This is a genomic window from Shinella sp. 20P9.1.1 (assembly GCF_057798995.1).
Window position 1 is genome coordinate 179,875 of the sequence record NZ_JBYOLC010000010.1, and the last position, 25,552, is coordinate 205,426.

The 25,552-nt window shown below is 64.5% G+C and carries 19 protein-coding genes; 11 read left to right on the forward strand and 8 right to left on the reverse strand.

What is annotated here, in order from left to right; translation table 11 throughout:
* The first annotated feature begins 33 nt into the window (after positions 1–33).
* Together AC27VQ_RS18285 and AC27VQ_RS18290 are read left to right on the forward strand one after the other, a co-directional pair.
* Positions 34–999: a sugar-binding transcriptional regulator gene (locus AC27VQ_RS18285; RefSeq protein WP_244759914.1), complete on the forward strand. Its 966-nt coding sequence runs from the start codon at positions 34–36 to the stop codon at positions 997–999.
* A 59-nt stretch (positions 1,000–1,058) separates the two neighbouring features.
* Positions 1,059–3,113, forward strand: a complete 2,055-nt coding sequence (locus AC27VQ_RS18290; RefSeq protein WP_488717396.1) for a bifunctional aldolase/short-chain dehydrogenase — start codon at positions 1,059–1,061, stop codon at positions 3,111–3,113.
* 102 nt (positions 3,114–3,215) lie between these two features.
* Here AC27VQ_RS18290 and AC27VQ_RS18295 read toward each other — a convergent pair whose 3' ends face one another.
* Genes AC27VQ_RS18295 through AC27VQ_RS18305 form a run of 3 tightly spaced genes read right to left on the reverse strand, consistent with a single transcriptional unit; the run spans position 3,216 to position 6,865 of the window.
* Positions 3,216–4,259, reverse strand: a complete 1,044-nt coding sequence (locus AC27VQ_RS18295) for a substrate-binding domain-containing protein (protein ID WP_488717397.1) — start codon at positions 4,257–4,259, stop codon at positions 3,216–3,218.
* Positions 4,260–4,307: 48 nt separating this feature from the next.
* Positions 4,308–5,351, reverse strand: coding sequence for an ABC transporter permease (locus AC27VQ_RS18300; RefSeq protein WP_160859264.1), 1,044 nt, complete (start codon positions 5,349–5,351; stop codon positions 4,308–4,310).
* Positions 5,351–6,865 (reverse strand): sugar ABC transporter ATP-binding protein, encoded by a 1,515-nt coding sequence (locus AC27VQ_RS18305; protein ID WP_488717398.1) that lies wholly within the window; start codon positions 6,863–6,865, stop codon positions 5,351–5,353. Before AC27VQ_RS18305 ends, AC27VQ_RS18300 begins: the two co-directional genes overlap by 1 nt.
* A 146-nt stretch (positions 6,866–7,011) precedes the next feature.
* Between AC27VQ_RS18305 and mtnK the strand changes: the two genes are divergently transcribed.
* The 5 genes from mtnK to AC27VQ_RS18330 are packed head-to-tail and all read left to right on the forward strand — an operon-like array spanning position 7,012 to position 12,436.
* Entirely contained in the window at positions 7,012–8,283 is a 1,272-nt protein-coding gene (gene mtnK / locus AC27VQ_RS18310; protein ID WP_488717399.1) for an S-methyl-5-thioribose kinase, read from the forward strand.
* The gene (gene mtnA, locus AC27VQ_RS18315; protein ID WP_488717400.1) at positions 8,280–9,374 is read left to right on the forward strand and encodes an S-methyl-5-thioribose-1-phosphate isomerase; all 1,095 of its coding nucleotides are present in this window, start codon (positions 8,280–8,282) and stop codon (positions 9,372–9,374) included. The genes mtnK and mtnA overlap by 4 nt, the downstream gene beginning before the upstream one ends.
* A gap of 4 nt (positions 9,375–9,378) precedes the next feature.
* Positions 9,379–10,314 carry a transketolase gene (locus AC27VQ_RS18320; RefSeq protein ID WP_488717401.1) on the forward strand — a complete coding sequence of 312 codons (936 nt, stop codon included), beginning with the start codon at positions 9,379–9,381 and terminating at the stop codon, positions 10,312–10,314.
* Between the two features lie 2 nt (positions 10,315–10,316).
* Positions 10,317–11,318, forward strand: a complete 1,002-nt coding sequence (locus AC27VQ_RS18325; RefSeq protein WP_488717402.1) for a transketolase family protein — start codon at positions 10,317–10,319, stop codon at positions 11,316–11,318.
* Positions 11,318–12,436 carry a RuBisCO large subunit C-terminal-like domain-containing protein gene (locus AC27VQ_RS18330; protein ID WP_488717403.1) on the forward strand — a complete coding sequence of 373 codons (1,119 nt, stop codon included), beginning with the start codon at positions 11,318–11,320 and terminating at the stop codon, positions 12,434–12,436. Before AC27VQ_RS18325 ends, AC27VQ_RS18330 begins: the two co-directional genes overlap by 1 nt.
* Before the next feature lie 4 nt (positions 12,437–12,440).
* On the opposite strand, the gene AC27VQ_RS18335 is transcribed toward AC27VQ_RS18330, so the two are convergent.
* Positions 12,441–13,361, reverse strand: coding sequence for a LysR family transcriptional regulator (locus tag AC27VQ_RS18335; RefSeq protein ID WP_313530892.1), 921 nt, complete (start codon positions 13,359–13,361; stop codon positions 12,441–12,443).
* Positions 13,362–13,504: 143 nt separating this feature from the next.
* Here AC27VQ_RS18335 and AC27VQ_RS18340 point away from each other — a divergent pair, with 143 nt between their 5' ends.
* The 4 genes from AC27VQ_RS18340 (at position 13,505) to AC27VQ_RS18355 (ending at position 19,611) form a co-directional block, all read left to right on the forward strand.
* A complete protein-coding gene (locus AC27VQ_RS18340) occupies positions 13,505–14,302 on the forward strand; it encodes an alpha/beta hydrolase fold domain-containing protein (protein WP_488717404.1) in 798 nt (265 codons plus the stop codon).
* A 50-nt stretch (positions 14,303–14,352) separates the two neighbouring features.
* Complete coding sequence (locus AC27VQ_RS18345; RefSeq protein WP_488717405.1) at positions 14,353–15,543, forward strand: efflux RND transporter periplasmic adaptor subunit; 1,191 nt, start codon at positions 14,353–14,355, stop codon at positions 15,541–15,543.
* Positions 15,544–15,665: 122 nt separating this feature from the next.
* Positions 15,666–18,863, forward strand: a complete 3,198-nt coding sequence (locus AC27VQ_RS18350; protein ID WP_488717406.1) for an efflux RND transporter permease subunit — start codon at positions 15,666–15,668, stop codon at positions 18,861–18,863.
* 199 nt (positions 18,864–19,062) lie between these two features.
* Entirely contained in the window at positions 19,063–19,611 is a 549-nt protein-coding gene (locus AC27VQ_RS18355; RefSeq protein ID WP_488717407.1) for an NADPH-dependent FMN reductase, read from the forward strand.
* 45 nt (positions 19,612–19,656) lie between these two features.
* Here the strand turns inward: AC27VQ_RS18355 and AC27VQ_RS18360 are convergent, their stop codons facing one another.
* The 4 genes from AC27VQ_RS18360 to AC27VQ_RS18375 form a co-directional block, all read right to left on the reverse strand.
* Positions 19,657–21,111, reverse strand: coding sequence for an FAD/NAD(P)-binding protein (locus tag AC27VQ_RS18360; protein ID WP_488717408.1), 1,455 nt, complete (start codon positions 21,109–21,111; stop codon positions 19,657–19,659).
* A gap of 10 nt (positions 21,112–21,121) precedes the next feature.
* The gene (locus AC27VQ_RS18365; protein ID WP_488717409.1) at positions 21,122–22,537 is read right to left on the reverse strand and encodes an LLM class flavin-dependent oxidoreductase; all 1,416 of its coding nucleotides are present in this window, start codon (positions 22,535–22,537) and stop codon (positions 21,122–21,124) included.
* A 247-nt stretch (positions 22,538–22,784) separates the two neighbouring features.
* Positions 22,785–23,999 (reverse strand): SfnB family sulfur acquisition oxidoreductase, encoded by a 1,215-nt coding sequence (locus AC27VQ_RS18370; protein WP_488717410.1) that lies wholly within the window; start codon positions 23,997–23,999, stop codon positions 22,785–22,787.
* A 189-nt stretch (positions 24,000–24,188) separates the two neighbouring features.
* A complete protein-coding gene (locus tag AC27VQ_RS18375; protein ID WP_488717411.1) occupies positions 24,189–25,550 on the reverse strand; it encodes an LLM class flavin-dependent oxidoreductase in 1,362 nt (453 codons plus the stop codon).
* Between the last annotated feature and the right edge of the window lie 2 nt (positions 25,551–25,552).

Consider the following 25,552-nt stretch of genomic DNA (forward strand, 5'->3'; position numbering starts at 1 on the left):
ACTAATGTCAGAACACCAAACGAAAGAGCCGTAATGCCTGTCCGACCGAACGACCAGATCATTCACAAGGCCGCCTGGCTCTACTACACGCACGGTCTGCGGCAGGATGAGGTCGCGCAGCGGCTCGGCATCTCCCGCGCCTCCATCGCCATGTATCTGCGCAAGGCGCGCGAGATGGGAATTGTCACGATCTCGACCTCTTCCGAGCTTTTCTCCGACGACGTGCTGGCCCGCGAGCTGGAAGACGCGACGGGCCTGACCACGGCCTGGCTGGTGCCGGAAGACCGGCAGGCGATGGACCCGGCAGCGGAAATGCCCGTCGTTGCGGCTTCAGTCTTCCTCGAACTGATCAACAAGGGCGACCGGATCGGCGTGGCCTGGGGCCGCACGGTCTATCACATCGCCGACGTCATGCCTTTCGCGGATCTGCGCGGCGTCACTGTTGTACAGCTCTGCGGCAATCTCGGTGCGCCCTATTCCTATCGGCCGGACCAGTGCACCACGGAAATCGCCCGGCGGCTGAATGCCGAGGGCATCAATTTCTATGCACCGCTCGTACTCTCCTCCGAGCGCCTCGCCGAGGAACTGCGCGGCGAGCCCGTCATCAAGGAGCAGCTTGCGACGATCTCGGATTGCAATCTCGCGCTCTATTCCGTCGGCGGCATCGAGGATGACAGCCACCTCGTCAAATGCGGCGCGCTGTCGGCGGCCGACATGCATGCCATGGGCGAGAAGGGCGCCGCCGGCGTCATCGCCGGCCAGTTGATCGATCATGACGGCCAATGGATGGACTGCAACCACAACAGGCGCTGCATTTCCGCCGATCTCGATTCCATCAGGGCGATCCGGAAGCGCATGCTCGTCGTGCAGGAAGACAACAAGTTCGAGCCGTTGATGGCGGCGCTGAAGGGCGGCTTCGTCTCGCATCTCATCGTCACCACGTCGATGGCGCGCCGCATTCTGGAACGCTGGGAAAAGGGTGGTTCGGGCAAGGCTTGAGCCAAGACTGTTTGGGTCCGCCGACGCCGGCCGGGCCGGTTTATCGGGAGGCTTATACGATGGAAAATCTCTGGCGCGACGACGAAGCGGAAAAGGTCGTCGCGAGCTATGCCGCAAAGGGCGTCAACCGCGATCTGGCGCTGCGCACCTACACGACCCGCCTGCTCGGCGGGGAACCGCGGCTCGTGCTGCATGGCGGCGGCAACACCTCCGTGAAGACCGAGATGACCGACCTCGTCGGCGACACGCATGCGGTGCTCTGCGTCAAGGGCAGCGGCTGGGACATGGGTGTCATCGAGCCGGCGGGCCTGCCCGCCGTGAAGATCAGCGCGCTCCTGAAGAGCCGCAAACTCGAAAAACTCTCCGACGAGGATATGGTAACGCTGCTGCGCGCCAATCTCATCGACCCCGCAGCACCGAACCCCTCCGTGGAAGCGCTGCTGCACGCCTTCCTGCCGCACAAATTCGTCGACCACACCCATTCGACCGCCATTCTCGCGATCGCCGATCAGGCGAAGAGCCGCGAGATGAGCGCCGAACTCTTCGGCACCAAGATGGGTTTCGTGCCCTATATCATGCCCGGTTTCGCGCTCGCCAAGGCGGCCGCCGAAGTGTTCGAACAGGACCCGACGGTCGAGGGCCTGATCCTCGACAAACACGGCATCTTCACCTTCGGCGACACCGCCCGGGAAGCCTATGACCGGATGATCCACTACGTCACGGTCGCCGAAAATCACGTCAAGAAAAACGGCCGCAACGCCTTTACGCCGGCCACCCTGCCCTCAGAGCTCGCAAGCCCCGCCGACATCGCCCCCCTGCTGCGTGGCGCCGTCGCCGTCGACAAGGGCGAGGGCCGCTACGACCGCATGGTCAGCGTCTTCCGCGCCTCTCCGGCCATTCTCGATTTCGTCAACGCGGCTGAAATCCGGGACATGGCGGCGCGCGGCGTCTCGACGCCCGACCTCTCCATCCGCATCAAGACCGGCCCGATGGTGCTGCCGGCACCGGCAAGCGATGATCTCGCCGGCTACCGCGCGGTCATCGATCAGCACGTCGCGGTCTTCGCCGCCGACTATGCCGAATATTTCCGCAGCAACGACGCCCGCGACGACGTCAAGCGCACCATGCTCGATCCCATGCCGCGCCTGACGCTGGTGCCCGGCCTCGGCATGTTCGGCCATGGCCGGACCTTCAAGGATGCGACCATCGCCGTCGATGTCGGCGAGATGTGGATCGAGGCGGCGCGGGACGCCGAATCCGTCGGCCGTTTCGAGCCGGTAAGCCGTCCCGATCTCTTCGATCTCGAATATTGGTCGCTGGAACAGGCGAAGCTCGCCGGCGCCAAGCCGAAGCCGTTCACCGGCCAGGTCGCCATCGTCACTGGCGGTGCCGGCGCCATCGGCGCGGCCGTCGTCAAGGCCTTCGCGGCCGAAGGTGCCCATGTCGTGGCGCTCGATCTCGACGGCGAGAAGGCGGCAGCGGTCGCCAAGGCGGCCGGCAACAATTCGATCGGCATCGCCTGCGATATCACCGACCCCGTCTCCGTGCGCGCCGCCTTCGACAAGGCCGTCGCCACCTTCGGCGGCGTCGATATCGTCGTGTCCAATGCGGGTGCGGCCTGGGAAAGCCCGATCGCCACCATGGATGATGCGCTGCTGCGCAAGAGCTTCGAGCTGAATTTCTTCGCCCACCAGACCGTGGCGCAGAATGCCGTGCGCATCATGAAGGCGCAGAAGACCGGCGGCGTGCTGCTGTTCAATGCCTCCAAGCAGGCGGTCAATCCGGGCGCGAAATTCGGCGCTTACGGCCTGCCGAAGGCCGCGACCCTCTTCCTGTCGCGGCAATATGCGCTGGAACACGGCGCCGACAACATCCGCGTCAACGCCGTCAATGCCGACCGCATCCGCTCCGGCCTGCTCAATGACGAGATGATCGCCAACCGTGCCGCCGCCCGCGGCCTCTCCGTCAAGGACTATATGGGCGGCAACCTGCTCGGCCTCGAAGTGACCGCCGAAGACGTCGCCCGCGCCTTCGTGCACCACGCGCTTGCCGAACGCACGACTGCCGACGTCACCACCGTCGACGGCGGCAATATCGCAGCGGCAATGCGCTGATTTCCAGGACGTGGCAGGTAACTGCCCCGTTTTCGTCTTGACCGGACATGCAAAAAGGGGCGGCCCGATGGGCCGCCCCTTCTTCATTCCATCACCCAAAAATCAGGGCTTCGGCATCCATGCGGGCATGGCGACGTCGGCATGGGCGAACTGCGGCAGCTTGGTGCCAAGCTCTTCCATGTTCTTGATGTCCTGATCGTTGAGGTCCTTCTGGGTGATCAGCGTCGGCGGCACGATGACCTGCTTGCCCGGGTCCTCACCGGCCAGCAGCATGGCAAGCGAGCGCACCGAGACCTGACCGACCACGGCCGGGTTCGTCGCGGCCGTCGCGGCCCAGGCGGAGCCGGATTCGCGCATGGCGGCGATGTCCGAGGTCGAGATGTCGGCCGAGTAGATCTTGACGCTGGAGGACAGGCCCGCTTCGTCGACGGCGATCTTCACGCCCTTGGCGAATTCGTCATAGGGAGCGAACATCACGGTGATATCAGGATTGGCCGAGATGACCGAACGCGCCTGATTGGCGACCGAGTTGGCGATCGGGTTGTCCATCGTGCCGAACTGGGCGGCCTCGTTGATGCCAGGATATTTCTTCTTGAATTCCTTCCAGGTCTCGTCGCGGCGGTCGAGCGGCGCGATGCCGGCGACATAGACGTAACCGGCCTTGAAGCTTTCGCCATTGTCCTTGATCGCCTGTTCGAGGGCGAGGCGGGCGAGGTCACGGTCCGACTGCTCGACCTGCGGGATCTTGTCGTTTTCGACATTGACGTCGAAGGCGACGACCTTGATGCCGGCATCGACCGCACGCTGGGCGGCTTCCTTCATGGATTCCGTCAGGCCGTGCTGGATGATGATGCCCTGCACGCCGAGCGCGATGGCCTGGTCGACCATGTCGGCCTGGAGGGCCGCGTCCTGGCGGCTGTCGAAGACCTGCAGCTGGACGCCGAGCGCCTTGGCCTGCGCTTCCACGCCGGCGAGGTACGACTGGAAGAAGTCGCCGGTCGAGAGATAGCGCACGAGCGCGATCTTCACGTCGCCGGGCTTGTCGAACGGCTTGGGCATATCCGCCGCAAAGGACGGCACGGCAAACGATGCCGCAGCCATCAGCCCGAGCGTCAGCTTGCCCAGGGTTCTACGCGTAAAATTCATGTCAGTCTCCTCCACTGGTGAACTTTGGTTATCCGCCGAGGCTCCCCCTCAGCGTTTGCCTCTTTTCGAGAGCGCAAAGGTGAAGATCAGGGCGATGACGAGCACGGCGCCCTTGACGAAATCCTGGGTGTAGTAAGGCGCGTTCATCATCGTCAGGCCCTGCAGCAGGATGCCGACGAAGAGTGCGCCGATCGCCGTGCCGAAGGCGTTCGGCTTGGCGGCGCCGAGCACGGCGAAGCCGATGAGTGCTGCCGCGACGGCATCGAGCAGCAGGTTGTTGCCCGAGGCGATATCGCCGCGCCCGAGGCGGGCGGCGAGCAGGATACCGCCGATCGAGGCGAAGACGCCGGAGATGATATAGGCCGAGATCTTGTAGGCATTGACCGGCGCACCGGCGAGGCTCGCCGCGCGCTCGTTGGAGCCGACGGCATACATCATGCGGCCGAAGCGGGTATATTCGAGGAAGAACCAGATGACGATGGCGAGCACGATCAGCACGACCACCGAAACCGGCACGAGATTGGGCAGGATCAGGTCGAAGCGGTGGCGGCCGAGCGCCAGGAAGGCCGGGCTGAAGGCGCCGGTCGCCGTCGAACCGTCGGGCAGCGTCATGCCTGTCGCGATCGAGCGGCCCTCGGTCGGGATGCGCTGGAGGCCGAGCAGCAGGAACATCATGCCGAGCGTCGCCAGAAGATCCGGCACGCGCATATAGACGATGATGATGCCATTGATCAGGCCGACGAGCACGCCGACGGCAAGGCAGACCAGCGTCGCCGTCAGCGCGTCGCCGCCCATCACCACCATCACATAGGACGAGGCCATCATGGCCGTGGTGGCGACGGAGCCGATGGAAAGGTCGAAACCGCCGACGACCAGCGTCGCCGTGACGCCGAGCGCCAAGATGCCTGTGATCGACACGGATTGCAGGATGAAGACCGCGCTCTGCGGTGAGGCGAAGCCGCCGGTCACCGCCGAGAAATAGAGCACCATGCCGGCGAGCAGCACGAGGAAGCCGTATTTGATCGCGGTTTCCCGGATGTTGAAGGCGGCCGGCGGGACGGCGCCGGTGGAATTGCTCTGTTCGCTCGTCATCATGCACTGACCTGTTGATAGAATTGCCCGGCGATCTGCGAGAGCAGCCGCTCGACATCGATGTCGGCATTGCGGTGCTCGCCGACGATGGTCTGTTCCGACATCACCAGGATGCGGTCGGCGACCTCGAAGGCCTCGTCGAGTTCCGTCAGGAAAAGAATGGTGCTGCGCCCGGCGGCGGACGCGCGCAGTTTCGCGCCGATGTCGCGGCGGGCGGCAATGTCGACGCCCTGGAAGGGTTCGTCGAGGATCAGCAGGCGCGACGGCTCGGACAGCCAGCGCCCGACCATGACCTTCTGCTGGTTGCCGCCCGACAGCGTCTGCATCTCGTCGCGCTCGCTGCGGCAGACGACGCCGAGTTCCGCGATCTGCCGGCGCGCCTTGGCCTTCTCCGCCCGGCGGCTGGCAATACCGAGGGACGACAGCCTACGCAGGAACGGCAGACTGATATTCTCGTAGATATTGAAATCCGGCACGATGCCGCTGATCGCGCGGTCCTTGGCGACGAGGAAGACGCCCTGCGCAATCGCCTGCCCCGTCGACTTCGGCGCATAACGCTTGCCGTCCAGCGTCATCTCGCCGGCCGCCGGTGCGCGGGCACCAAACAGCGTTTCGGCGAGCGCCGTCTTGCCGACGCCGACAAGGCCGGTGACGGCGACGATCTCGCCATCGCCGAGATCGAAATCGAAGGGCCGCGTCTGTTCGGACAGTTTCAGGCCACGCACGCTGAACACCGGGCGACCGGCCGCGCGCACCGCGACCTCGCCGGCGGAGACCTTTCGGCCGAGCATGGCATTGACCGCGCCTTCGTAATCGAGCTCGGGCCCTTCGAAACGGCCGGTGATGCGGCCGTCGCGCAGAGCGAGGATGCTGTCGGCGAGGCGGCGGATATCCGACATGCGGTGCGATATATAGAGAATGGCGACGCCGCGCACCTTGAGGCGATCGACGAGATCGAACAGGCGATCGGCCTCCGCGCTCGACAGCGACGAGGTCGGCTCGTCGAGGATCAGCACCTTCGGCTCATGCGCCATGGCGCGTGCGATCGCCACCATCTGGCGGTCGGCCAGCGTGAGGTCGTTGATATTGGCCGTAAGGTCGATGGCAAGGCCCATGCGCGAGGCGACGGCAGCGGCCTCGCGGCGCACCCGGCGCGGATTGAAGAACAGCCGCGCGCCGCGCCCGTTCAGCCGGTCAAGCGTCAGGTTGGTCGCGACGTCGAGATCGGCGACGACGCCGTCATTGATGTTCTGGTGCACGGTGACGACACCAGCGCGGATCGCCTCGGCCGGCGTCGCCGGATCGAAGGCGGTACCCGCCAGCGTGATCGTGCCTGCGTCCCGCGTATAGACGCCGGAGAGGATGCGCACGAGCGTGGATTTTCCGGCACCGTTGGCACCCATCAAAACCGTCACTGCGCCTGCCTTGAGGTCGAGGTCCACACCCTGGAGAACCGTGACCGGCCCAAAGGATTTGCGCACGCCCTCAATGCGAAACACTGCCTGTTCGCTCATTTCCGCCTCCCAATGACGCCACGTTAGGATAGGCTCTCATCAAATGTCAAGGCCGTTGACATTTGACAGAATGATGCCTTAGCTGTGGGCAAGAACGGCATGGCGGCAAGCGGAGGCGACCGCCCCATGTGCAGGAGGAGAACACAATGAACAATCCCGTCTTCGAGGCGCTGAGCGCCGAGACATTGCCGGAAAGGCTTGGCTGCAACGCCGCCCTCACCGAGAAGATCGGAAGCGATACGTCCCGCTGGACGGTCAAGGAAGTCGGTGACGGCAACCTCAATCTGGTCTTCATCGTCACGGGCGAAACGGGCGCCGTCATCGTCAAGCAGGCGCTGCCCTATGTGCGCCTCGTCGGCGAGAGCTGGCCGCTGCCGCTCAAGCGCTCCTTCTTCGAATATCACGCGCTGAAGCGCCAGGGCGCACGCGATCCCGGTATGGTGCCGGAGGTCCTGTTCTTCGACGAGGCGCAGGCCATCATCGTCATGGAGTTCCTGACGCCGCATGTCATCCTGCGCCGCGCGCTGATCGACGGGCGCGAACTGCCTGACATCGGCCGCGACCTCGGCCTCTTCGTCGCCCGCACCCTCTTTCGCGGCTCCGACCTTTCCATGGTCACGCGCGAGAAGAAGGCGGATGTCGCGCTGTTCTCCGACAATGTCGAGCTTTGCGACATCACGGAAAACCTCGTCTTCTCCGATCCCTATTTCGAGGCCACGCTTAACCGCCACACCACGCCGCAGCTTGATCCGCTCGTTGCCGAACTGCGGGCCGACCGTGACCTCAAGGTCGAGGCGCAGCGACTGAAACACCTCTTCTCCGCCAAGGCCGAAACGCTCTGCCACGGCGACCTGCACACCGGCTCCGTCATGGTGACGGATGACGAGACCCGCGTCATCGACCCGGAATTCGCCTTCTACGGCCCGATCAGCTTCGACGTCGGCATGCTGATCGCCAATTTCTGGATGAGCTATTTCTCGCAGGCCGGCCATGAGGCATCATCAGGCGCGCGCGACGGCATGCGCGCCTACCTGCTCGACACGATCGACACGCTGTGGGAAACGTTCCGCGCGGAATTTGCCCATCTCTGGCGCACCGAGCGCAAGGGCATCCTCTATCAGGCCAGTCTCTTCGAGGACCGCAACGACCCGCTCGCCGCCGAGCAGGCGCTCAACATCGTCATCAACGAAATCTGGCGCGAGATGCTCGGCTTTGCCGGCATCGAGATCCACCGCCGCATTCTCGGCCTTGCCCACAATGCCGATTTCGAAACCATCACCGACCCCGACCGCCGCGCGCCCTGCGAAAGCAAGGCGCTGAAGTTCGGGCGTCACCTCGCCGTGAACCGGCAGCGCATCCACAGCCTCCGCGATATCCGCGAGACGGTGGAGCGGCTTGAAAAGGAGATCCTCGCGTGAAAGTCGGAGAACGCCACTACCATACGATCTGGCTCAACGAGGACGGCCGCGCCGTCGATATCATCGACCAGCGCTGGCTGCCACATGAATTCCGTGTCGTCACGCTGAAGACCGTCGCCGATGTCGCCGTCGCCATCAGGGACATGTGGGTGCGCGGCGCGCCGCTGATCGGCGTCACCGCCGCCTATGGTATCGCCATCGCCATGGCCAAGAACCCGTCCGACGCGCATCTCGATGCCGTCTGGGAAGAGCTGAACGAGACGCGCCCGACCGCCATCAACCTGCGCTGGGCGCTGAATGCGATGCGCGGCTATCTGCGCCCGCTGCCGGAAGCCGAGCGCGCTGCCGCCGCCTATGCGCGCGCCGCCGAGATCGCGGAAGAGGATGTCGAGCTCAACCGCGCCATCGGCGCCAACGGCCTCGACGTCATCCGCAAGATCGCCGCCAAGAAGAAGCCCGGCGAGCCCGTGCGCATCCTCACCCATTGCAATGCCGGCTGGCTTGCGACCGTCGATTACGGCACCGCGACGGCGCCGATCTACATGGCCGTCGAGGCGGGCATTCCCGTCCACGTCTATGTCGACGAGACCCGCCCCCGCAATCAGGGCGCCTATCTCACCGCCTGGGAAATGAACGGCCATGGCGTGCCGCACACACTGATCGTCGACAATGCCGGCGGCCATCTGATGCAGCATGGCGATATCGACATGGTGATCGTCGGCACCGACCGCACCACGGCGAACGGCGACGTCTGCAACAAGATCGGCACGTACCTCAAGGCGCTCGCCGCGCGCGACAACAACGTGCCCTTCTATGTCGCGCTGCCCTCGCCCACCATCGACTGGACGGTGCATGACGGCGTCAAGGAGATTCCGATCGAGGAGCGCACCGCAGACGAGGTGAGCTTCGTGCAGGGCCGCGCCGCCGATGGCTCGATTGCGAGCGTGCGCATCTCGCCGGAAGGCAGCCCCGCCGCCAACCCCGCCTTCGACGTGACGCCCGCCCGCCTCATCACCGGCCTCATCACCGAGCGCGGCATCGCCACGCCCTCGCCCGAGGGCCTGAGGGCGCTCTTCCCGGAACGGAGCTGAGACGATGAGCCTGCCGAACCAGAAAACCACCGAGGAAATCGCGCTCGGCATCCGCCGCCGCGTGTTCTTCCACACAATGAAGCACAATGGCGGTTATCTCAGCCAGGCCTGCTCGGCCGCCGAAAGCCTTGCGCTGCTCTACAACGAGCTGCTGAAGCTCGGCGAACCGACCTTGCCCAAGGTGCCGCTGCCCTTCCGCGGCGTGCCCTCGGCGCACAACCCCGATGCCTTCACCGGCGCCGGCTACCATGGCCCCATCGGCCCGGACTATGACCGCCTCTTCATCTCGCCGGCGCACTATGCGCTCGTCATCTATTCCGCGCTGATTGAGACCGGCCGCATGGACGACCATGCGCTCGACCATTTCAACAAGGACGGCGGCTCGGTCGAGATGATCGGCGCCGAACACAGCCCCGGCATGGAAGTGACGACGGGCTCGCTGGCGCAGGGCCTTTCCATGGCCTCGGGCGTCGCCTGGGCGCGACTCAGGAAAAAGGAGCCCGGCAAGGTCTGGGTCTATATGTCGGACGGCGAATTCCAGGAGGGCCAGACCTGGGAATGCCTTGCGGCGATGAGCTATCACAGGATCGACAATATCCGCGTCATCGTCGATGTGAACCGCCAGCAATGCGACGGGGCCATGTCCTCGGTGCTCGATCTCGGCGATCTCGCGTCCCGTGTCGCCGCGTTCGGCGTCACCTGTCGTTCGGTGGACGGCCACGATCTCGGCGCGCTGCGTGCTGCGGCGGAAAGTGCCGAAGCCGGCAAACCGCTCGTCATCCTCGCCAACACCTCGCCCTATCAGGGCATGGATTTCCTGAAGAAGCGTTTCCCGCGCCTGCACTATGTGCGTTTCAAGAGCGCGGAGGAGCGGCTGGAAATGCAGGCCGCGCTCGCCGTCGAACTCGGCATCGATCTCACCGCGATGGAAGGGGCCTGACCATGGTCGAAATCGTCAACCGCCCCTATGCGAAAGCCTTCGAGGCCTTCGCCACCGCACGCCCTGAAGTTCTTTGCCTGTCGGCCGACCTCACCTCCTCCTGCGAGGTCGACGGTTTTCGCGACCGGCATCCGGACCAGTTCCTGTCGCTCGGCATGGCCGAGCAGAACATGCTGTCCTTTGCCGGCGGTCTTGCAATGCAGGGCTTCCGGCCGTTCATCCATACGTTCTCGGTGTTCCTCTATCGCCGGCCCTATGACCAGCTGATCAACTCGATCGCCTATTCCAACCGCAAGGTCCGGCTGATGGGCTTTCTGCCCGGTATCACCACGCCGGGTGGCATCACGCACCAGGCCATCGAGGACATCGCGGTGCTGCGCGCCGTGCCGAACATGACGATCCTCGAAACGGGCGATGCCACCGAAGTCGAAACCGTTCTGGAAGTCGCAGACAGCATCGACGGTCCGGTCTATGTGCGCATCCTGCGCGGCGAGGTGCCGCGCCTGTTCTCGACGCCCTTCGAATTCAACAAGCTGCGCACGCTCTCGGAAGGGGATGACATCCTCGTCGTCTCCTCCGGTGTGTGCACCGAAGAGGCATTGCGCGCAACGGGGCCGATCGCGGCACGCGGCATCGGTGTCCACCACCTGCACGCCTCGACGCTGAAACCCTTCGACCGGGACGGCTTGCTGAAGGCTGCACGCGGCAAGAAGGGTATCGTAACCCTGGAGAACCACACGATCGTCGGCGGCCTCGGCTCGTTGGTCGCGGAAATCCTAGCGGAGGAAGGGCTCGGCGTCCGCCTCAAGCGCCTCGGCCTCAACGACACCTTCGCGCATGGGGCCTCGAAACCCTATCTCATGAAGAAATACGGCCTCGATGCCGGGGCGCTCGTCGCGGCCATTGAAAGCCTTGTCGGCAAGACGCTCGCCATCGGCGAGGAAGAGCTGGCGGAAGTCCGTCTCGACCACGTGCATTCCGCCCAGAAGGCCGAGGCGCTCTGATGGCGGCGCGCTTCACGGTCACCTATTTCGTGCGTGCCGCCGACGAGGCGGAAGCCAGGGCGCGCGCGCTCGATATCGCGCTGGAACAGACCGTGGAAATTCCGCGCAATGTCGTGCCGAAAGGCTATATCGAGGACGAAATCCTCGGTCGCCTGGAAAGCCTGCACAGGGATACCGAGGACCGACAGGGTTTTCTCGCCACGATCTCCTATTCGGAAGACGATGTCGGCGGCGATTTCCTGCAATTCCTCAACATCGTCTTCGGCAACAGTTCCATCAAGCCGGGGCTCAAGGTGGAGGATATCGGTCTCTCGCCCGGTCTCCTTGATCTCTGCAAGGGACCACGCCACGGCATTGCCGGCCTGCGCGCCCGCGCCGGCATTGGCGAAAAGCCGCTTTTGATGTCGGCCATCAAGCCGGTCGGCCTGTCGACTGCGCAGCTTGCCCGCCTTGCCCATGATTTCGCGCTCGGCGGCATGCATTTCGTCAAGGACGACCATGGGCTCGTCGACCAGAAGACCGCACCGTTCGATGCGCGGCTGAAGGCCTGCATCGAAGCGGTCGGCGAAGCCAATGCGAAGAGCGGCGGGAAGACGAGCTTCGTGCCCAACATCACCGGCCCCGCCACGGCGATCATCGAGCGCGCGAAACAGGCGCAGGCGCTTGGCGCCGGCGGCGTCATGATCGCGCCGGCGCTCGCCGGCTACGATATCGTGCGCACGCTCGCCGCCGATCCGGATTTTTCGCTGCCGATCGTCTCGCACCCGGCCTTTTCCGGCGCCAATGTCGTCTCGCCCGATTGCGGTTTCTCGCACCGCGCCTTCTTCGGCACGCTGCACCGCCTGATGGGCGCCGATGCCGTGGTCTATCCGAATTTCGGCGGGCGCTTCGGCTTCACGCGCGAAGAATGCCAGTCGATCGCAACGGCCTGCGCCGTGGACATGGGCGGGCCGAAAGCCATTGTCGCCGCGCCCGGCGGCGGTATGACCTTTTCCCGCCTGCCCGAAATGCGCGACGCCTACGGCAATGACGTGATGTATCTGATCGGCGGTGCGCTGCTCTCCGAACCGGACCTCATCGGCGCCTGCAAACGCCTGGTCACCGCCGTCGAAGCGTGACGCGTCAGGATTTGCCCGCGCCGGTCAGCTCGGTTCTTGCCAAAAGCCGCACGACCCAGTCAACAAAGACGCGTACCTTGTTGCTGAGGTGGCGGTTCGGCGGATAGACGATGTAGAGCGGGACGGGCTCGATATGCCAGTCGGGCAGCACCGGGACGAGCTGGCCTCTGGCAATGGGTTCGCGCGCCATGAAACAGGCAAGCGGCGCGACACCAAGCCCGGACAGCGCTGCGGCCAGATAGCTGCGCGCATCGTTGACCGAGAGAATGTAGCGGCTATTGATCTCCAGCGTCTCGCCATCCCGCGTGAATTCGAAGGGCATGATTCGGTTGATCTGTGCCAGGAAGTAGTTCACGCAGTGATGCGCCGCCTCCAAGTCGGAGGGATGCTCGGGCATGCCGAAGCGTTCGATATAGGCGGGCGCAGCACAGGCCACCAGGCCCATCTCCCCAACACGACGCGCGATCAGCGAGGCATTGCCCGGTGATCCCGCGCGCAGCGCACAGTCGACATTCTCCGCCAGATAATCCACGGTGCGGTCGCCCACCCCGAGATCGATGTTGATATCGGGATATTTCTCATGGAAATCATTGAGTTCGGGAATGATCAGCAGGTCTGCGAAAGCGCCTGACATTTCCACGCGCAGGCGCCCGCTCGGGCTCATGCGGGAATGCGACAGGCTGCCGTCCAGTTCGTCGATTTCGGTGACGATCTGGTTTGCCCGCTCGTAATAAAGCGCCCCGTCCGTCGTCACCATCACCCGGCGCGTGGTGCGGTTGAGCAGTTTGGTCTGAAGATGCGTTTCGAGATTCTGGATCAGGTTGCTGACGGTTGCCTTGGGCATGCCGAGCGCGGCGGAAGCGCCGGTGAAGCTACCCGTCTCCACCACCCGGAGGAAGACGCGCATCGCAGAAAGCTGATCCATGGAACATTCCCACGTTGGAAGCTATGATTGTTCGAAATTTTGGACAGTGAAATCCGTTTTACCACACTTATCCGGGCAAAATGACTGACGATATAAATGGTGAGGGACCAGCTTATTTCCAAGCGGCCCACAGGACAAAATCGATGCCGGTAGAGATCAAGGATGTGACGTTCGACAAGGTGGCCATCGGCCCCGTGTCGGTGCGCGTCTATCAGGGCGCCGAATATGCAAAGGGCGCGCCCGTCCTGCTCTATTTCCACGGCGGCGCCTTCACGGAAACCGGGCTCAAGCATTGCCCGCTTGCCGAATGCATCGCCTCGACCGGCGCCATCGTCGCCGTGCCTGACTATAATGCGCTCGGCGGCGGCATCTTTCCGAAGCCGCTGGAAGTCGGCTTCTCGATCTTCTCCTATCTCGCCAAGAAGCGCGCCGGCCTCGGCGACCGCAAGTCGCCGCTCCTGATCGGCGGCGAGGAGGCCGGCGGCAACATCGCGGCCGGCGTGGCGCTCAAGGCGCGCGACCACTTCGCCGACGAACTCGACGGCCAGGTCCTGCTTTCGCCGCTGCTCGATCCCTTCATGGCCAGCCGCTCCTTCCGCGAGGCAGACGCCATCGGCATGCGCCAGCGCTGGGCGGACGGCTGGAGCCACTATCTCAGCGGCGGCGTGTGCCACCCCTATGCCGCGCCCTGCCTGTGTTCGCGTCTATCCGATCTTGCCCCGGCGCTCGTGCTGACGGCCGCGGACGATCCGCTGCACGACGAGGCGCTGGGTTACGCCGATCGCCTCTCTCAGGCCGGCGTCAAGGTTCAGCAGCATGTCCTTCCCGCGGGAACAGGCTGGCCGACGATCTACAGCGGGACATCCAATGGAACCGGGCCCTGGGCCAGCAGCCTTGCCAGCCAGTTTTCCGGTTTTGTTCAAAATATTAGCATTCACTGATTTTACGAAACCCAAAGCATAGCGTGGCCTGAGGCCACAAGGAGAAAACAATGTTATCGAAGCGCAAACGCTGGGCCCTCACGGGCACCGGCCTGGGATTGCTCGCGTCCATTTTTGGCGCGGCTCTAATGGTTCAGGTTCCAAGCAAGCCCGCTAAGGCCGAAGCTGCGGCGACGGCCGAAGTACCAGCCGTACCGGTCACCGTCGCGGTGGTCGAGAACAAGAATGTCGTGACCTGGCAGGAGTTTTCCGGCCGCCTGGAAGCCATCGACCGCGTGCAGATCCGTTCGCGCGTCGCCGGCGCCATCCAGTCCGTCGACTTTCGCGAGGGCGCGCTGGTGAAGGCCGGCGACCTGCTTTTCACGATCGATCCGCAGCCTTTCCAGACTGCGGTCACGCAGGCCGAGGGGCAATATGCCTCGGCCGAGGCCCGCGTCAAACTCGCGAAGACCCAGCTCGAGCGCGGCGAACGCCTCGCCCAGAGCAACAGCGTCTCGCAGAGCGATATCGACCAGCGCCAGAACGCGCTTTCGGAAGCTGAGGCGAGCCTCAAGACCGCACAGGCGACGCTCGACGCCGCCAAGCTGGAGCTCAGCTATACCGAGGTTCGCGCGCCGGTTTCCGGCCGTGTTGGCAAGGTGGAGATCACCACCGGCAACCTCGTCGCCGGCGGCTCGGCCTCCCCGGCCCTGACGACGCTGGTCTCCGTCGACCCGATCTATGCCGGCTTCAATGTCAGCGAAGAAACGGTCGCCGCAGCCCTCGCGGCGCTCCCCGCCTCCGAAGGCGCGCTTCAGCCGATCGAGCAGATCCCGGTCGAAGTCGGCACGCTCGCCGACGAGGGTACGCCGATCCACGGCAAGCTCCAGCTCATCGGCAACGAGGTGGACGCGGCAAGCGGCACCATCACGGTGCGCGCCGTCCTCGACAATCCGGGCGGCAGGCTGATCCCCGGCCAGTTCGTGCGCATCCGCATGGGTGAGCCGAAGCCCGAGAGCAAGATCCTCGTCAGCGAAAAGGCCGTCGGCACCGACCAGGACAAAAAGTTCGTCTTCGTCGTGGACAAGGACAACAAGGTCACCTACCGGCCGATCGTGCTCGGCAGCCTTTCGGGCGGCGAGCGCATCGTTGAAAGCGGGCTGGCCAATGGCGACAAGGTCGTCGTCAACGGCCTGCAGCGCGTGCGCCCCGGCGTCGTGGTCGATCCGCAGGAGCAGGAAAGCGTCGCCTCCGTGAAGTAGCGAAGGCCGGCGGGGCGCTGGCGCGCCCTGCCCCGTAACCCAAACAAATCAATATCCGTCGGCGGAGCCTTGCCCGCCGGACAGGACCGCTCGTCCGAATTTCATCCTGGAGAGGGTGCCCCATGAACATCTCCCGTTTCTTTATCGATCGCCCGGTCTTTGCCGGGGTGCTGTCGATCCTCATCGTGGTCGCCGGTCTGATCGGCATGCGATCGCTGCCGATTTCCGAATATCCCGAGGTTGTGCCGCCCTCCATCGTGGTGCGCGCCGTCTATCCGGGCGCCAATCCCGTCGTCATTTCCGAGACCGTCGCGACCCCGCTCGAAGAGCAGATCAACGGCGTCGAGGACATGCTCTACATGAACAGCCAGGCGACGTCGGACGGCGTGCTGACGCTGACCGTCACCTTCAAGCTCGGCACGGACCCGGACAAGGCCCAGCAGCTCGTGCAGAACCGCGTGTCGCAGGCCGAACCGCGCCTGCCGGCGGAGGTGCGCGCGCTCGGCGTGACAACCGTCAAGAGCTCGCCCGACTTCATCATGGTGGTCAACCTCGTCTCGACGACCGACCGCTATGACGTGACCTATCTGCGCAACTACGCCACGCTCAACATCAAGGACCGGCTCGCCCGCATCGAAGGCGCCGGTCAGGTCCAGGTCTTCGGTGCCGGCGACTATGCGATGCGCGTGTGGATCGATCCGCAGAAGGCGGCCGAACATGCGCTGGCCGCCAGCGACATCAGCAACGCGATCCGTGAACAGAACGTGCAGGCCGCCGCCGGCATCATCGGCGCGTCCCCGACACCCAACGAGGTGAACCTCCAGCTCAACGTCAACGCCCAGGGCCGCCTGCGCACGCCGGAAGAGTTCGGCAACATCATCGTCAAGACGGGCGCATCCGGCGAGATCACCCGCCTGCGGGACGTCGCCCGCGTCGAGATGGGGGCGGCCGACTACACGCTGCGCTCGCTGCTGGACGGCCAGCCAGCCGTCGCCATCGCCGTGCTTCAGGCCCCCGGTTCCAACGCCATCGAGATCGCCGACACTGTGCGCGCGACCATGGACCAGCTCCAGCTCGCCATGCCCGACGGCGTGAAATACGAGATCGTCTACGACACCACCGAATTCGTGCGCGCCTCCATCGACAAGGTCGTCGATACGCTGCTCGAAGCAATCGCGCTCGTCGTGCTCGTCGTCATCGTCTTCCTGCAAACCTGGCGCGCCTCGATCATCCCGCTGCTCGCCGTGCCCGTCTCGATCATCGGCACCTTCGCCGTGATGTATGCCTTCGGCTTCTCGGTGAACGCGCTGACGCTGTTCGGCCTCGTGCTCGCCATCGGCATCGTGGTGGACGACGCGATCGTCGTCGTCGAAAACGTCGAACGCAACATCGAAAACGGCCTTTCCCCGCGCGAGGCGACCTACCGCGCCATGCGGGAAGTCTCCGGCCCGATCATCGCGATTGCGCTCGTGCTCGTCGCCGTCTTCGTGCCGCTCGCCTTCATCAGCGGCCTTTCAGGCCAGTTCTACCGCCAGTTCGCCCTGACCATCGCCATCTCGACCGTCATCTCGGCGATCAACTCGCTGACGCTGTCGCCGGCACTGGCCGCCCTTCTCCTTAGGGATCACCATGCGCCGAAGGACTGGCTGACGCGCCTCATGGACAGCCTGTTCGGCTGGTTCTTCCGCGGCTTCAACCGGGCGTTCGGCGCGGCGTCGAACGGCTACGGCCGCACCATCGGCGGGCTCGTCACGCGCAAGTCGCTGGTCATGATCGTCTATCTCGCCCTCGTCGGCGCCACCTACACGGTGTTCAACGCCGTGCCGGGCGGCTTCGTGCCGGCGCAGGACAAGCAATACCTCGTCGGCTTCGCCCAGCTGCCCGATGGGGCCACCCTCGACCGCACGGAAGAGGTCATCAAGAAGATGAGCGAGATCACGCTGGCGCAGCCCGGCGTCGCCCATGCCATCGCCTTCCCCGGCTTGTCGATCAACGGTTTCACCATCGGCTCCAACTCGGGCATCGTCTTCGCCGTGCTCGACGATTTCGAAGAGCGCAAGACGCCGGAGCTCTCCGGCGGCGCGATCGCCATGCAGCTCAACCAGAAATTCGCCGGCATCCAGGACGCCTTCATCGCCATGTTCCCGCCGCCGCCGGTCAATGGTCTCGGCACGACGGGCGGCTTCAAGCTGCAGATCGAGGACCGCGCGGGCCTCGGCTACGGCGCCCTCAACGAGGCGACGCAGGCTTTCCTCGGAAAAGCCTACCAGACGCCGGAACTGGCCGGTCTGTTCTCCAGCTTCCAGATCAACGTGCCGCAGCTCTATGCCGATCTCGACCGGGCCAAGGCCCAGCAGCTCGGCGTGCGGGTGACGGATGTGTTCGAGACGCTGCAGATCTATCTCGGCTCGCTCTATGTCAACGACTTCAACGCCTTCGGCAGGACCTACAGCGTGCGCGTCCAGGCCGATTCCGCCTTCCGTGCGAAGCCGGAGGATATCGGCCAGCTGAAAGTGCGCTCTCAGTCCGGCGAGATGATCCCGCTCGCCGCCCTCCTGAAAGTGGACGCGACGACGGGGCCAGAGCGCACCACGCGCTACAATGGCTTCCTCGCCGCCGATATCAACGGCGGCCCGGCGCCCGGGTTCTCGTCGGGCCAGGCCCAGGCGGCCGTGGAAAAGATCGCTGCCGAGACGTTGCCCGCCGGCATCGATTTCGAGTGGACGGACCTGACCTACCAGCAGATCCTCGCCGGCAATTCGAGCATATACGTCTTCCCGCTCGCGCTGTTGCTGGTCTATCTCGTTCTGGCCGCCCAGTATGAGAGCCTGACGCTGCCGATCGCCATCATCATGATCGTGCCGATGGGCGTGCTCGCGGCACTCGCCGGGGTCTGGTACACGGGGGGCGACAACAACGTCTTCACCCAGATTGGCCTCGTGGTGCTGGTGGGCCTCTCAGCGAAGAATGCGATCCTGATCGTCGAGTTCGCCCGCGAACTGGAATTCGAGGGACGCACGCCGATGCAGGCGGCGATCGAGGCCAGCCGCCTGCGCCTGCGGCCGATCCTCATGACCTCCATGGCCTTCATCATGGGCGTCGTGCCGCTGGTGCTCTCGACGGGGGCGGGTTCCGAAATGCGCGCCGCCATGGGTCTCGCCGTCTTCTCCGGCATGATCGGCGTCACGTTCTTCGGCATCTTCATGACGCCCGTGTTCTACGTCCTGCTGCGCCGCCTCGCGGGCAACCGCCCGCTCGTCCAGCACGGCCGTTCGACAATGGCCGACGACGCGGAAGGTGTGCCGGCCGTGCGGCACTGACGATAGCGGCGCAGGGAAGAGCCGGGGCCTAGACCCACCATCGGGCAGGGCGGTTCTGCTCACGCAAAAAAATCCGGGGTCGCAAACGCGGCCCCGGATTATCGATATCTTGTGCCGGACGGCGAGAGAGGCATCTTGCGTGTTGAGTTTTCCCTGGTGAAGGACGAGGATCAGCCGTCCTTTCAGCTTGGAGTTTCCCATGACCTCAGTTGCAGTTCTCGTCGGCAGCCTCCGCAAGGAATCGTTCAGCCGCAAGATAGCCAAGACCTTTGCCGCACTGACGCCCAGCCTGACCTTCGATTTTCTCGATATCGGTGCTGTCTCGTATTTCAACCAGGATCTCGAGGCCTCACCACCTGCGGACTGGACGACGTTCCGCACCGCGATTTCGGCCGCCGATGCCGTGCTTTTCGTGACCGCCGAATACAATCGCTCGGTTCCCGGCGTGCTGAAGAACGCCATCGACGTCGCGTCGCGGCCCTATGGCCAGGGCGCGCTGGCTGGTAAACCGGCCGCGATCATCTCGACCTCGATCGGCGCAATCGGCGGCTTCGGCGCCAATCATCATCTGCGCCAATCGCTGAGCTTCCTGAACATGCCGGTGCTTGGGCAGCCCGAGGCCTATATTGGCGGCAGCGGCGGATTGTTCGACGATGCCGGTCAGCTGACGAACGACGGCACGCGCGATTTTCTGGTCAATTTCGGAAAAGCCTTCGAGGCGCACATTGCGCGCAATTTGCCGCGTTAGGTCTTCCGGACCATAAAGGCCCCGCAGTTTTCACGCGCGGGGCTTTTATATCCTGTTGCGGGGCCTGACGGCCCGCACCGTCTGCGCAACATTCTCCGCAACAAAAACCGCATGCTCCGTCACTTGCGGCAGCCCCATCAGTTCGCCGAACGTACCGCGTGCCAATGGGCCTGCAACGTAAAGGGTCTCTGCCGCACTTCCATCCGCACCGATGGCACGGCTTTGCGCGTCGACGGCGATGCCGAGGCCGACGGCGTCCGGTTGCAGGTCTCCCGCTTCGGCGAGGCTTGCCAGAAAGGGCTGGCTTGAAAGGACCGAGGCATGGCCCGGGCCGGTGGTGATGACCACGCTGTCGACCCGCCTTTGGAACGGTTTCCCGCCATGGCGGGAACGAAAGTCCACGACGATTCCGCCGTCCGCCGAACGGTTCACAACCGATATGGCGGCTGCATGGAAAGCGAGTGTGCCATCTGCCAGACGCCGGTCGATGATCGCTTCCAGCTGAGGTGCGATGCGGAAGCGGTGCACGTCCCAATAGGGCCGCAGGAAACGCACGAGGCGCCGGCGCTCGGCGACCGGCAAGGCGCGCCAGATATCGCCGCCCTGCCCACGAAGCCGATCGAAAACCGCGTGCCAGCTCACCCCTGCGGCCTGCGCTTCGGCGAGGGTATTGCGGACCCGTCGAAGCAAGGCGCGCGCCGAGCACGCGGGCGGATCGAGGAAATCGCCGAACGGTTCCTGTGCGGACAGATTGTGCCCGCGCGAACGAAGCCCGCGGCGCGAGACGGCGGTGATGAGCCCACGATGGCCGCCGGCATCGAGCGTTGCGATCACATCGGCCGCCGTCAGCCCCGTTCCCACGATCAGCACCCTGTCCTCCACACCGATGCCGGAGAGGGCGCCGGGCACGGTGGCATCGGGAACGTAACCGGCATGGCCGGCAAGAACACGATCGACAGCGGCAGGCGGCTGCGGGCTGGGGTGCGTCGTCGCGAGAACGACGATATCGGCCTCCAGCACCGAACCGTCTTCCGCCGCGATGTTCCAGAGGCCGGCGGGAGACCCTGTCAGCGCCCGAACACGGCTGCGGCGATGCTCGATCGCGCCGCGGGCGACAAGGGGAGCAAGGCTGTCGGCGACATAACGGCCGAAGGCGGAGCGGCGCGCAAAGGCGTGCCCATCTGGCGTAATGGCGTCCGGATCATCGGCAAGGGCGCCGCTGCTTTCGAGCCAGCGCTGAAAATGATCGCCGTCCTCGGGCACGAGCGTCATGCGCGACGCCGGCACGTTGATGCGGTGCGCCCGTTCATCCGTATCATAGGCGAGGCCGCCACCGAGTACCGACCGGGGTTCGAAGACGACGATCCCAGCGGCACCGCCGGCAAGCTTGCCTGCGAGATGACAGGCACAGGCCGCCCCCGTGAAGCCGCCGCCGATGATGGCGACGACGGGCGTTGCACGGCTCTGGTCCACAGTCACGTCCGGAAGGGACATCGGCATTGACACTGCTTTACGCGCCGATCGATTTCAGCGCCGGAATACGTTCGGCATCGCGCCGCTTCACGGCTTCGATATCCCGGTAGCCGTCGGCCGGATGGGTTTTCGGCAGATAGGGTCCCTCGCCGAACAGCTTTTCCCGCAATGTACCCTGCCTGTAGGCCGTCGGATAGGCATCGCGTTTCTGCAATTCCGGCACGATATGGGCAACGACGTCCTCGAAGCTGTCGGGCGTCACCGCATAGGCGAGGTTGAAACCGTCGACATCCGTATCGGCCACCCATTCCTGCAGGATATCGGCAATGCGCTCCGGCGAGCCGACGAAGACCGGTCCCATGCCGCCGATGCCGCCGAACTGCGCGAGCTCGTCGATGGTCCAGGACTTGTCGCCGCCGGCAATATGCTCGACGAAGGAGTGGATGGCGTTGGTCTCGATCTTCTCGACCACATCCGTGGGCGCATACTGGCCGAAATCGATGCCGCTCCAGCCGGACATGAAGGTCAGCGAGCCGTCATAGGAGACGTAGCTCCTGTAGTCCTCGAACTTCTTCTGCGCCTTTTCCTCGGTCTCGTCGGTGATGACGGTGACGAGCGTATAGATATAGACCTTCTTCGAATCGCGGCCGGCGGCGGCAATGCGCTGGCGGATATCGGCGACGTAGGCCTTCAGCACCGATTTCGTCGGCGCGGCGACGAAGATGCATTCGGCATGGGCTGCGGCAAACGCCTTGCCCGGACCGGAGGCGCCGGCCTGGTAGAGAACCGGTGTCCGCTGCGGCGAGGGCTCGGTGAGGCCGTAGCCCGGCACCTCGAAATACTTGCCCTTGTGGCCGATCTCGTGGACCTTTTCCGGATGGGTGAAGATGCGCCTGTCGCCGTCGCGCACCACCGCCCCCTCCTCCCAGGAGCCTTCGAGCAGCTTGTAGAGCACCTCGACATATTCGGCGGCGACCTCGTAGCGATTGTCGTGCCGGCGCAGGCCGCCCTGCCCGATATTCTTCGCGCCGCTCTCCAGATAGGAGGTGACGATGTTCCAGCCGATACGCCCCTTGGAATGATGGTCCGCCGTCGCGAGGCGGCGGGCGAAGGTATAGGGATGTTCGAAGGAGGTGGAGGCGGTGATGCCGATGCCGAGATGTTCGGTGGCGAGCGCGATGGGGGCCGCAAGCTGTAGCGGATCGTTCACCGGAAGCTGCGCGGCCTGATGGATGGCGTGGTAGTTCGAGCCCTTGTAGACATCGTAGTAGCCAATGACATCGGCAATGAAGATACCGTCGAAAACCCCGCGCTCCAATGTGCGGGCGAGATCCTGCCAATAGTCCAGGTCCTTGTATTTCCAGGACTTGTCGCGCGGATGCGCCCAGAGGCCGGGGGACTGGTGGCCCACGCAGTTCATGTCGAAGGCGTTGAAGCGGATGTGGCGTGCCATGGGTCTCTCCAGCGAACGAGGATGCCCGACGGCATCGACCGGGAGCGAAGATAGCGTCTTCCGCATTCAAATACAGAAATTCTATCTTTTATATAGATTAATTTCCGGAATGGCTTTTCTGATTACGGGCCGAAGTCTCGGGGAGCGGCATCCACGCGATCTCCAAACCGGTTGGATCACCAATAAAAAAGGCCGCAACCCCAAGGGGATTGCGACCAGGTGACCACCCCCACCACGAGGCTGGATTTCAGAGCGCGCCGTTCTTCGGCGGCGTGACGCCATTGAGGTGATAGTTGCCGACGACGTGATACTTCCAGCGCACCGGATCGTGCAGCGTGTGGGTGCGGGCGTTGCGCCAGTGGCGTTCGAGGTTGAGGCCGCGCTTGGTGGCGGAAGTGCCGGCCAGTTCGAAAAGCACGTTGGTGGCGTCGATGGCGAGCTCGCTCGTCAGCACCTTGGCGGCGGCCACCGCAAGCGTCGCGGCGACGGCATTGTCCGCGGTGAGATTGACCTGCGCCTGGTCGACCTTGCGCCCGGCCCGCTCCAATGTCGCCTCGGCCGCCTCGACGCGGATGGCGAGTTCGCCGATGCGGGCGATGGTCAGCGGATCGTCGGCGGCGCGCTCGACCCCGCTGCCGGTCCACGGCCGCGCCTTGTCGCGAACATAACCGATCGTCTCTTTCAAGGCCGCCCGCGCAATACCCAGATCGACCCCGGCATGGATAATCTGGCCGACCGAACCGATCGTACCGGGGCGCTCGAAACCTTTCTGATGCGGCACGACGGCATCGGCCGGCACATAGACGTCGCGCAGGATCGTCGTGCCGCTGCCCGTCGTGCGCTGGCCGAAACCGTCCCAGTCGTCGACGATCTCGATCCCCTCGGTCCCGCGCGGGGCGAAGGACATGGTGAGGCGGTCCTCCGCATCGAGCCCGAAGATCACCACCCAATGGGCAAAGAGCACGCCTGTGGAATAAAACTTCCGCCCGTTGATGCGAAAACCTGCGCCGTCGGGCGTAATGCGGGTGTTGTAATCGCCCACCGTCTTCGTGCCGACCTCGGAAAGCGCATTGCCGAAACGATCGCCGGCCAGTGCGCGGCCGAAATAGAAGCGCTTCTGCGCCTCGCTGCCATCATGGCGGAGCGCCTCGAGAATGTAGAAATGGTTCTGCGGGATCTGCCCGATCGAACTGTCGGCCTCCGACAGGATCGCCGTGACCTCGGCGAGCACGGAATTGGAAACGTCGATGCCGCCATAGTCTGCGGGAACGGTGATGGCGAGCAGGCCGGAGGCCGAAAGCCTGTCCAGCTCCTCATGCGGCAGCGCCCGCTCATAGTCCCGGCGGCTCGCGCCGCCAACGAACTCGGCGGCCAGTGTGCGGGCGACGGCCAACGCCTCGTCCTCGCTGGCGATACGGTGGGCCGTATCCTGGGGCTCGGCGAGCCTGATAACGCTGCTCATGAGAAATCCTTTCGAAAGACGCGGGATCGGGCGCAGGCGGCGGCCTTGCGATTGGCGAAGCTGATGGCGTTCATGTATTCTACAAATTAAATGGACTATTGGCCGGAGACAGGCAGAATTTTCCAAAGTTGCAGTCCATCGAGAAAGAAACCGCGCAGGCTGACGGCGCTACCGCGCCAAGGCCGTTTCTCACAGCGCGGCGCGCGTGCGAAAAGCGCCGGCGGGGTGACGGTCCGGCAATCGGTCGCCTCCACCGAACAGCCGGTTGCGCAGGCTACCCTCGCCATAGGCGGTCTTGTAGCGGCCGCGCTCCTGCAGCACGGGCACGACGAGATCGATGAAATCCTCGTAACTTTCCGGCGTCACCGTGCGCGCCAGGTTGAAGCCGTCCACCTCGCCCGCGTCGATCCACGCTTCCAGCGCGTCGGCAACCTGATCGGCATCGCCGACAACAAGCGGATAACGCCCGCCAAGCGCCATGCCCGAAAGAATGGTGCGTTTGGTCCAGCCGCGTTCACGCGCCAGATCGACGGAGGTCTGCACGAAATTGCCCTTGCCGTAGATAATCGGCTCGTCGAGGTCGTATTGCGAGAAATCGATGCCCGTGCCGGCGGAGAAATGGGCAAGACCCGCCTCCGGGCTCGCATGGCGCACATAATCCTCGTATTTTTCCCGCGCTGCCTTTTCCGTGCGGTCCACGACGACGGTGATGCCGGCAAAGATGCGCACATCCTCGGCCCGCCGCCCCGCTTCCACCGCGCCCTGCCGGATCGCTCGCGATGCCGTGCGGGCGACCGCCGTGTCGGGCGAGGAGATGAAGACGCATTCGGCATGGCGTGCGGCAAACTGCCGTCCGCGGCCGGACGTACCCGCCTGATAGAGGACGGGTGTACGCTGGCGCGACGGCTCCGAAAGATGATAGCCCTCCGCCTTGAAATACGGGCCCTCGTGCCGGATCTTCCGCACCCTGGCGGGATCGGCATAGACGCGCGCGGCACGGTCGCGCCGCACGGCATCGTCATCCCAGCTGCCCTCCCAAAGCGCATAGAGCAGGTCGAGGCATTCATCGGCCCGGTCATAGCGCGTATCGTGCTCGCCAAGCGCCGCCTGGCCCACGGCGCGCGCCGCACTGTCGAGATAGCCGGTCACGATGTTCCAGCCGATGCGGCCATCCGTCAGATGATCGAGCGTCGAGAGGCGCCGGGCGAAGATATAGGGCTCCTCGGCATGGACATTGACGGTCACGCCGAAACCGAGCCCCTTCGTCACCGCCGCCATGGCCGAGACCAGCATCAGGGGATCGTTGACCGGAAGCTGGATGGATTCGCGCAGCGTCAGGTCGACGGATTGCTGATAAACATCATAGACCCCGACGATATCGGCGAGGAACAGTCCGTCGAACAGGCCGCGCTCCAGCGTCGCGGCGAGCGACGTCCAGTAGTCCAGCCTGTTGTAGTCGCTCGACCGGTCGCGCGGATGGGTCCAGAGGCCATGGTTGATATGGCCGACGCAGTTCATGTTGAACGCGTTGATGAGGATTTCCTTTGCCATGG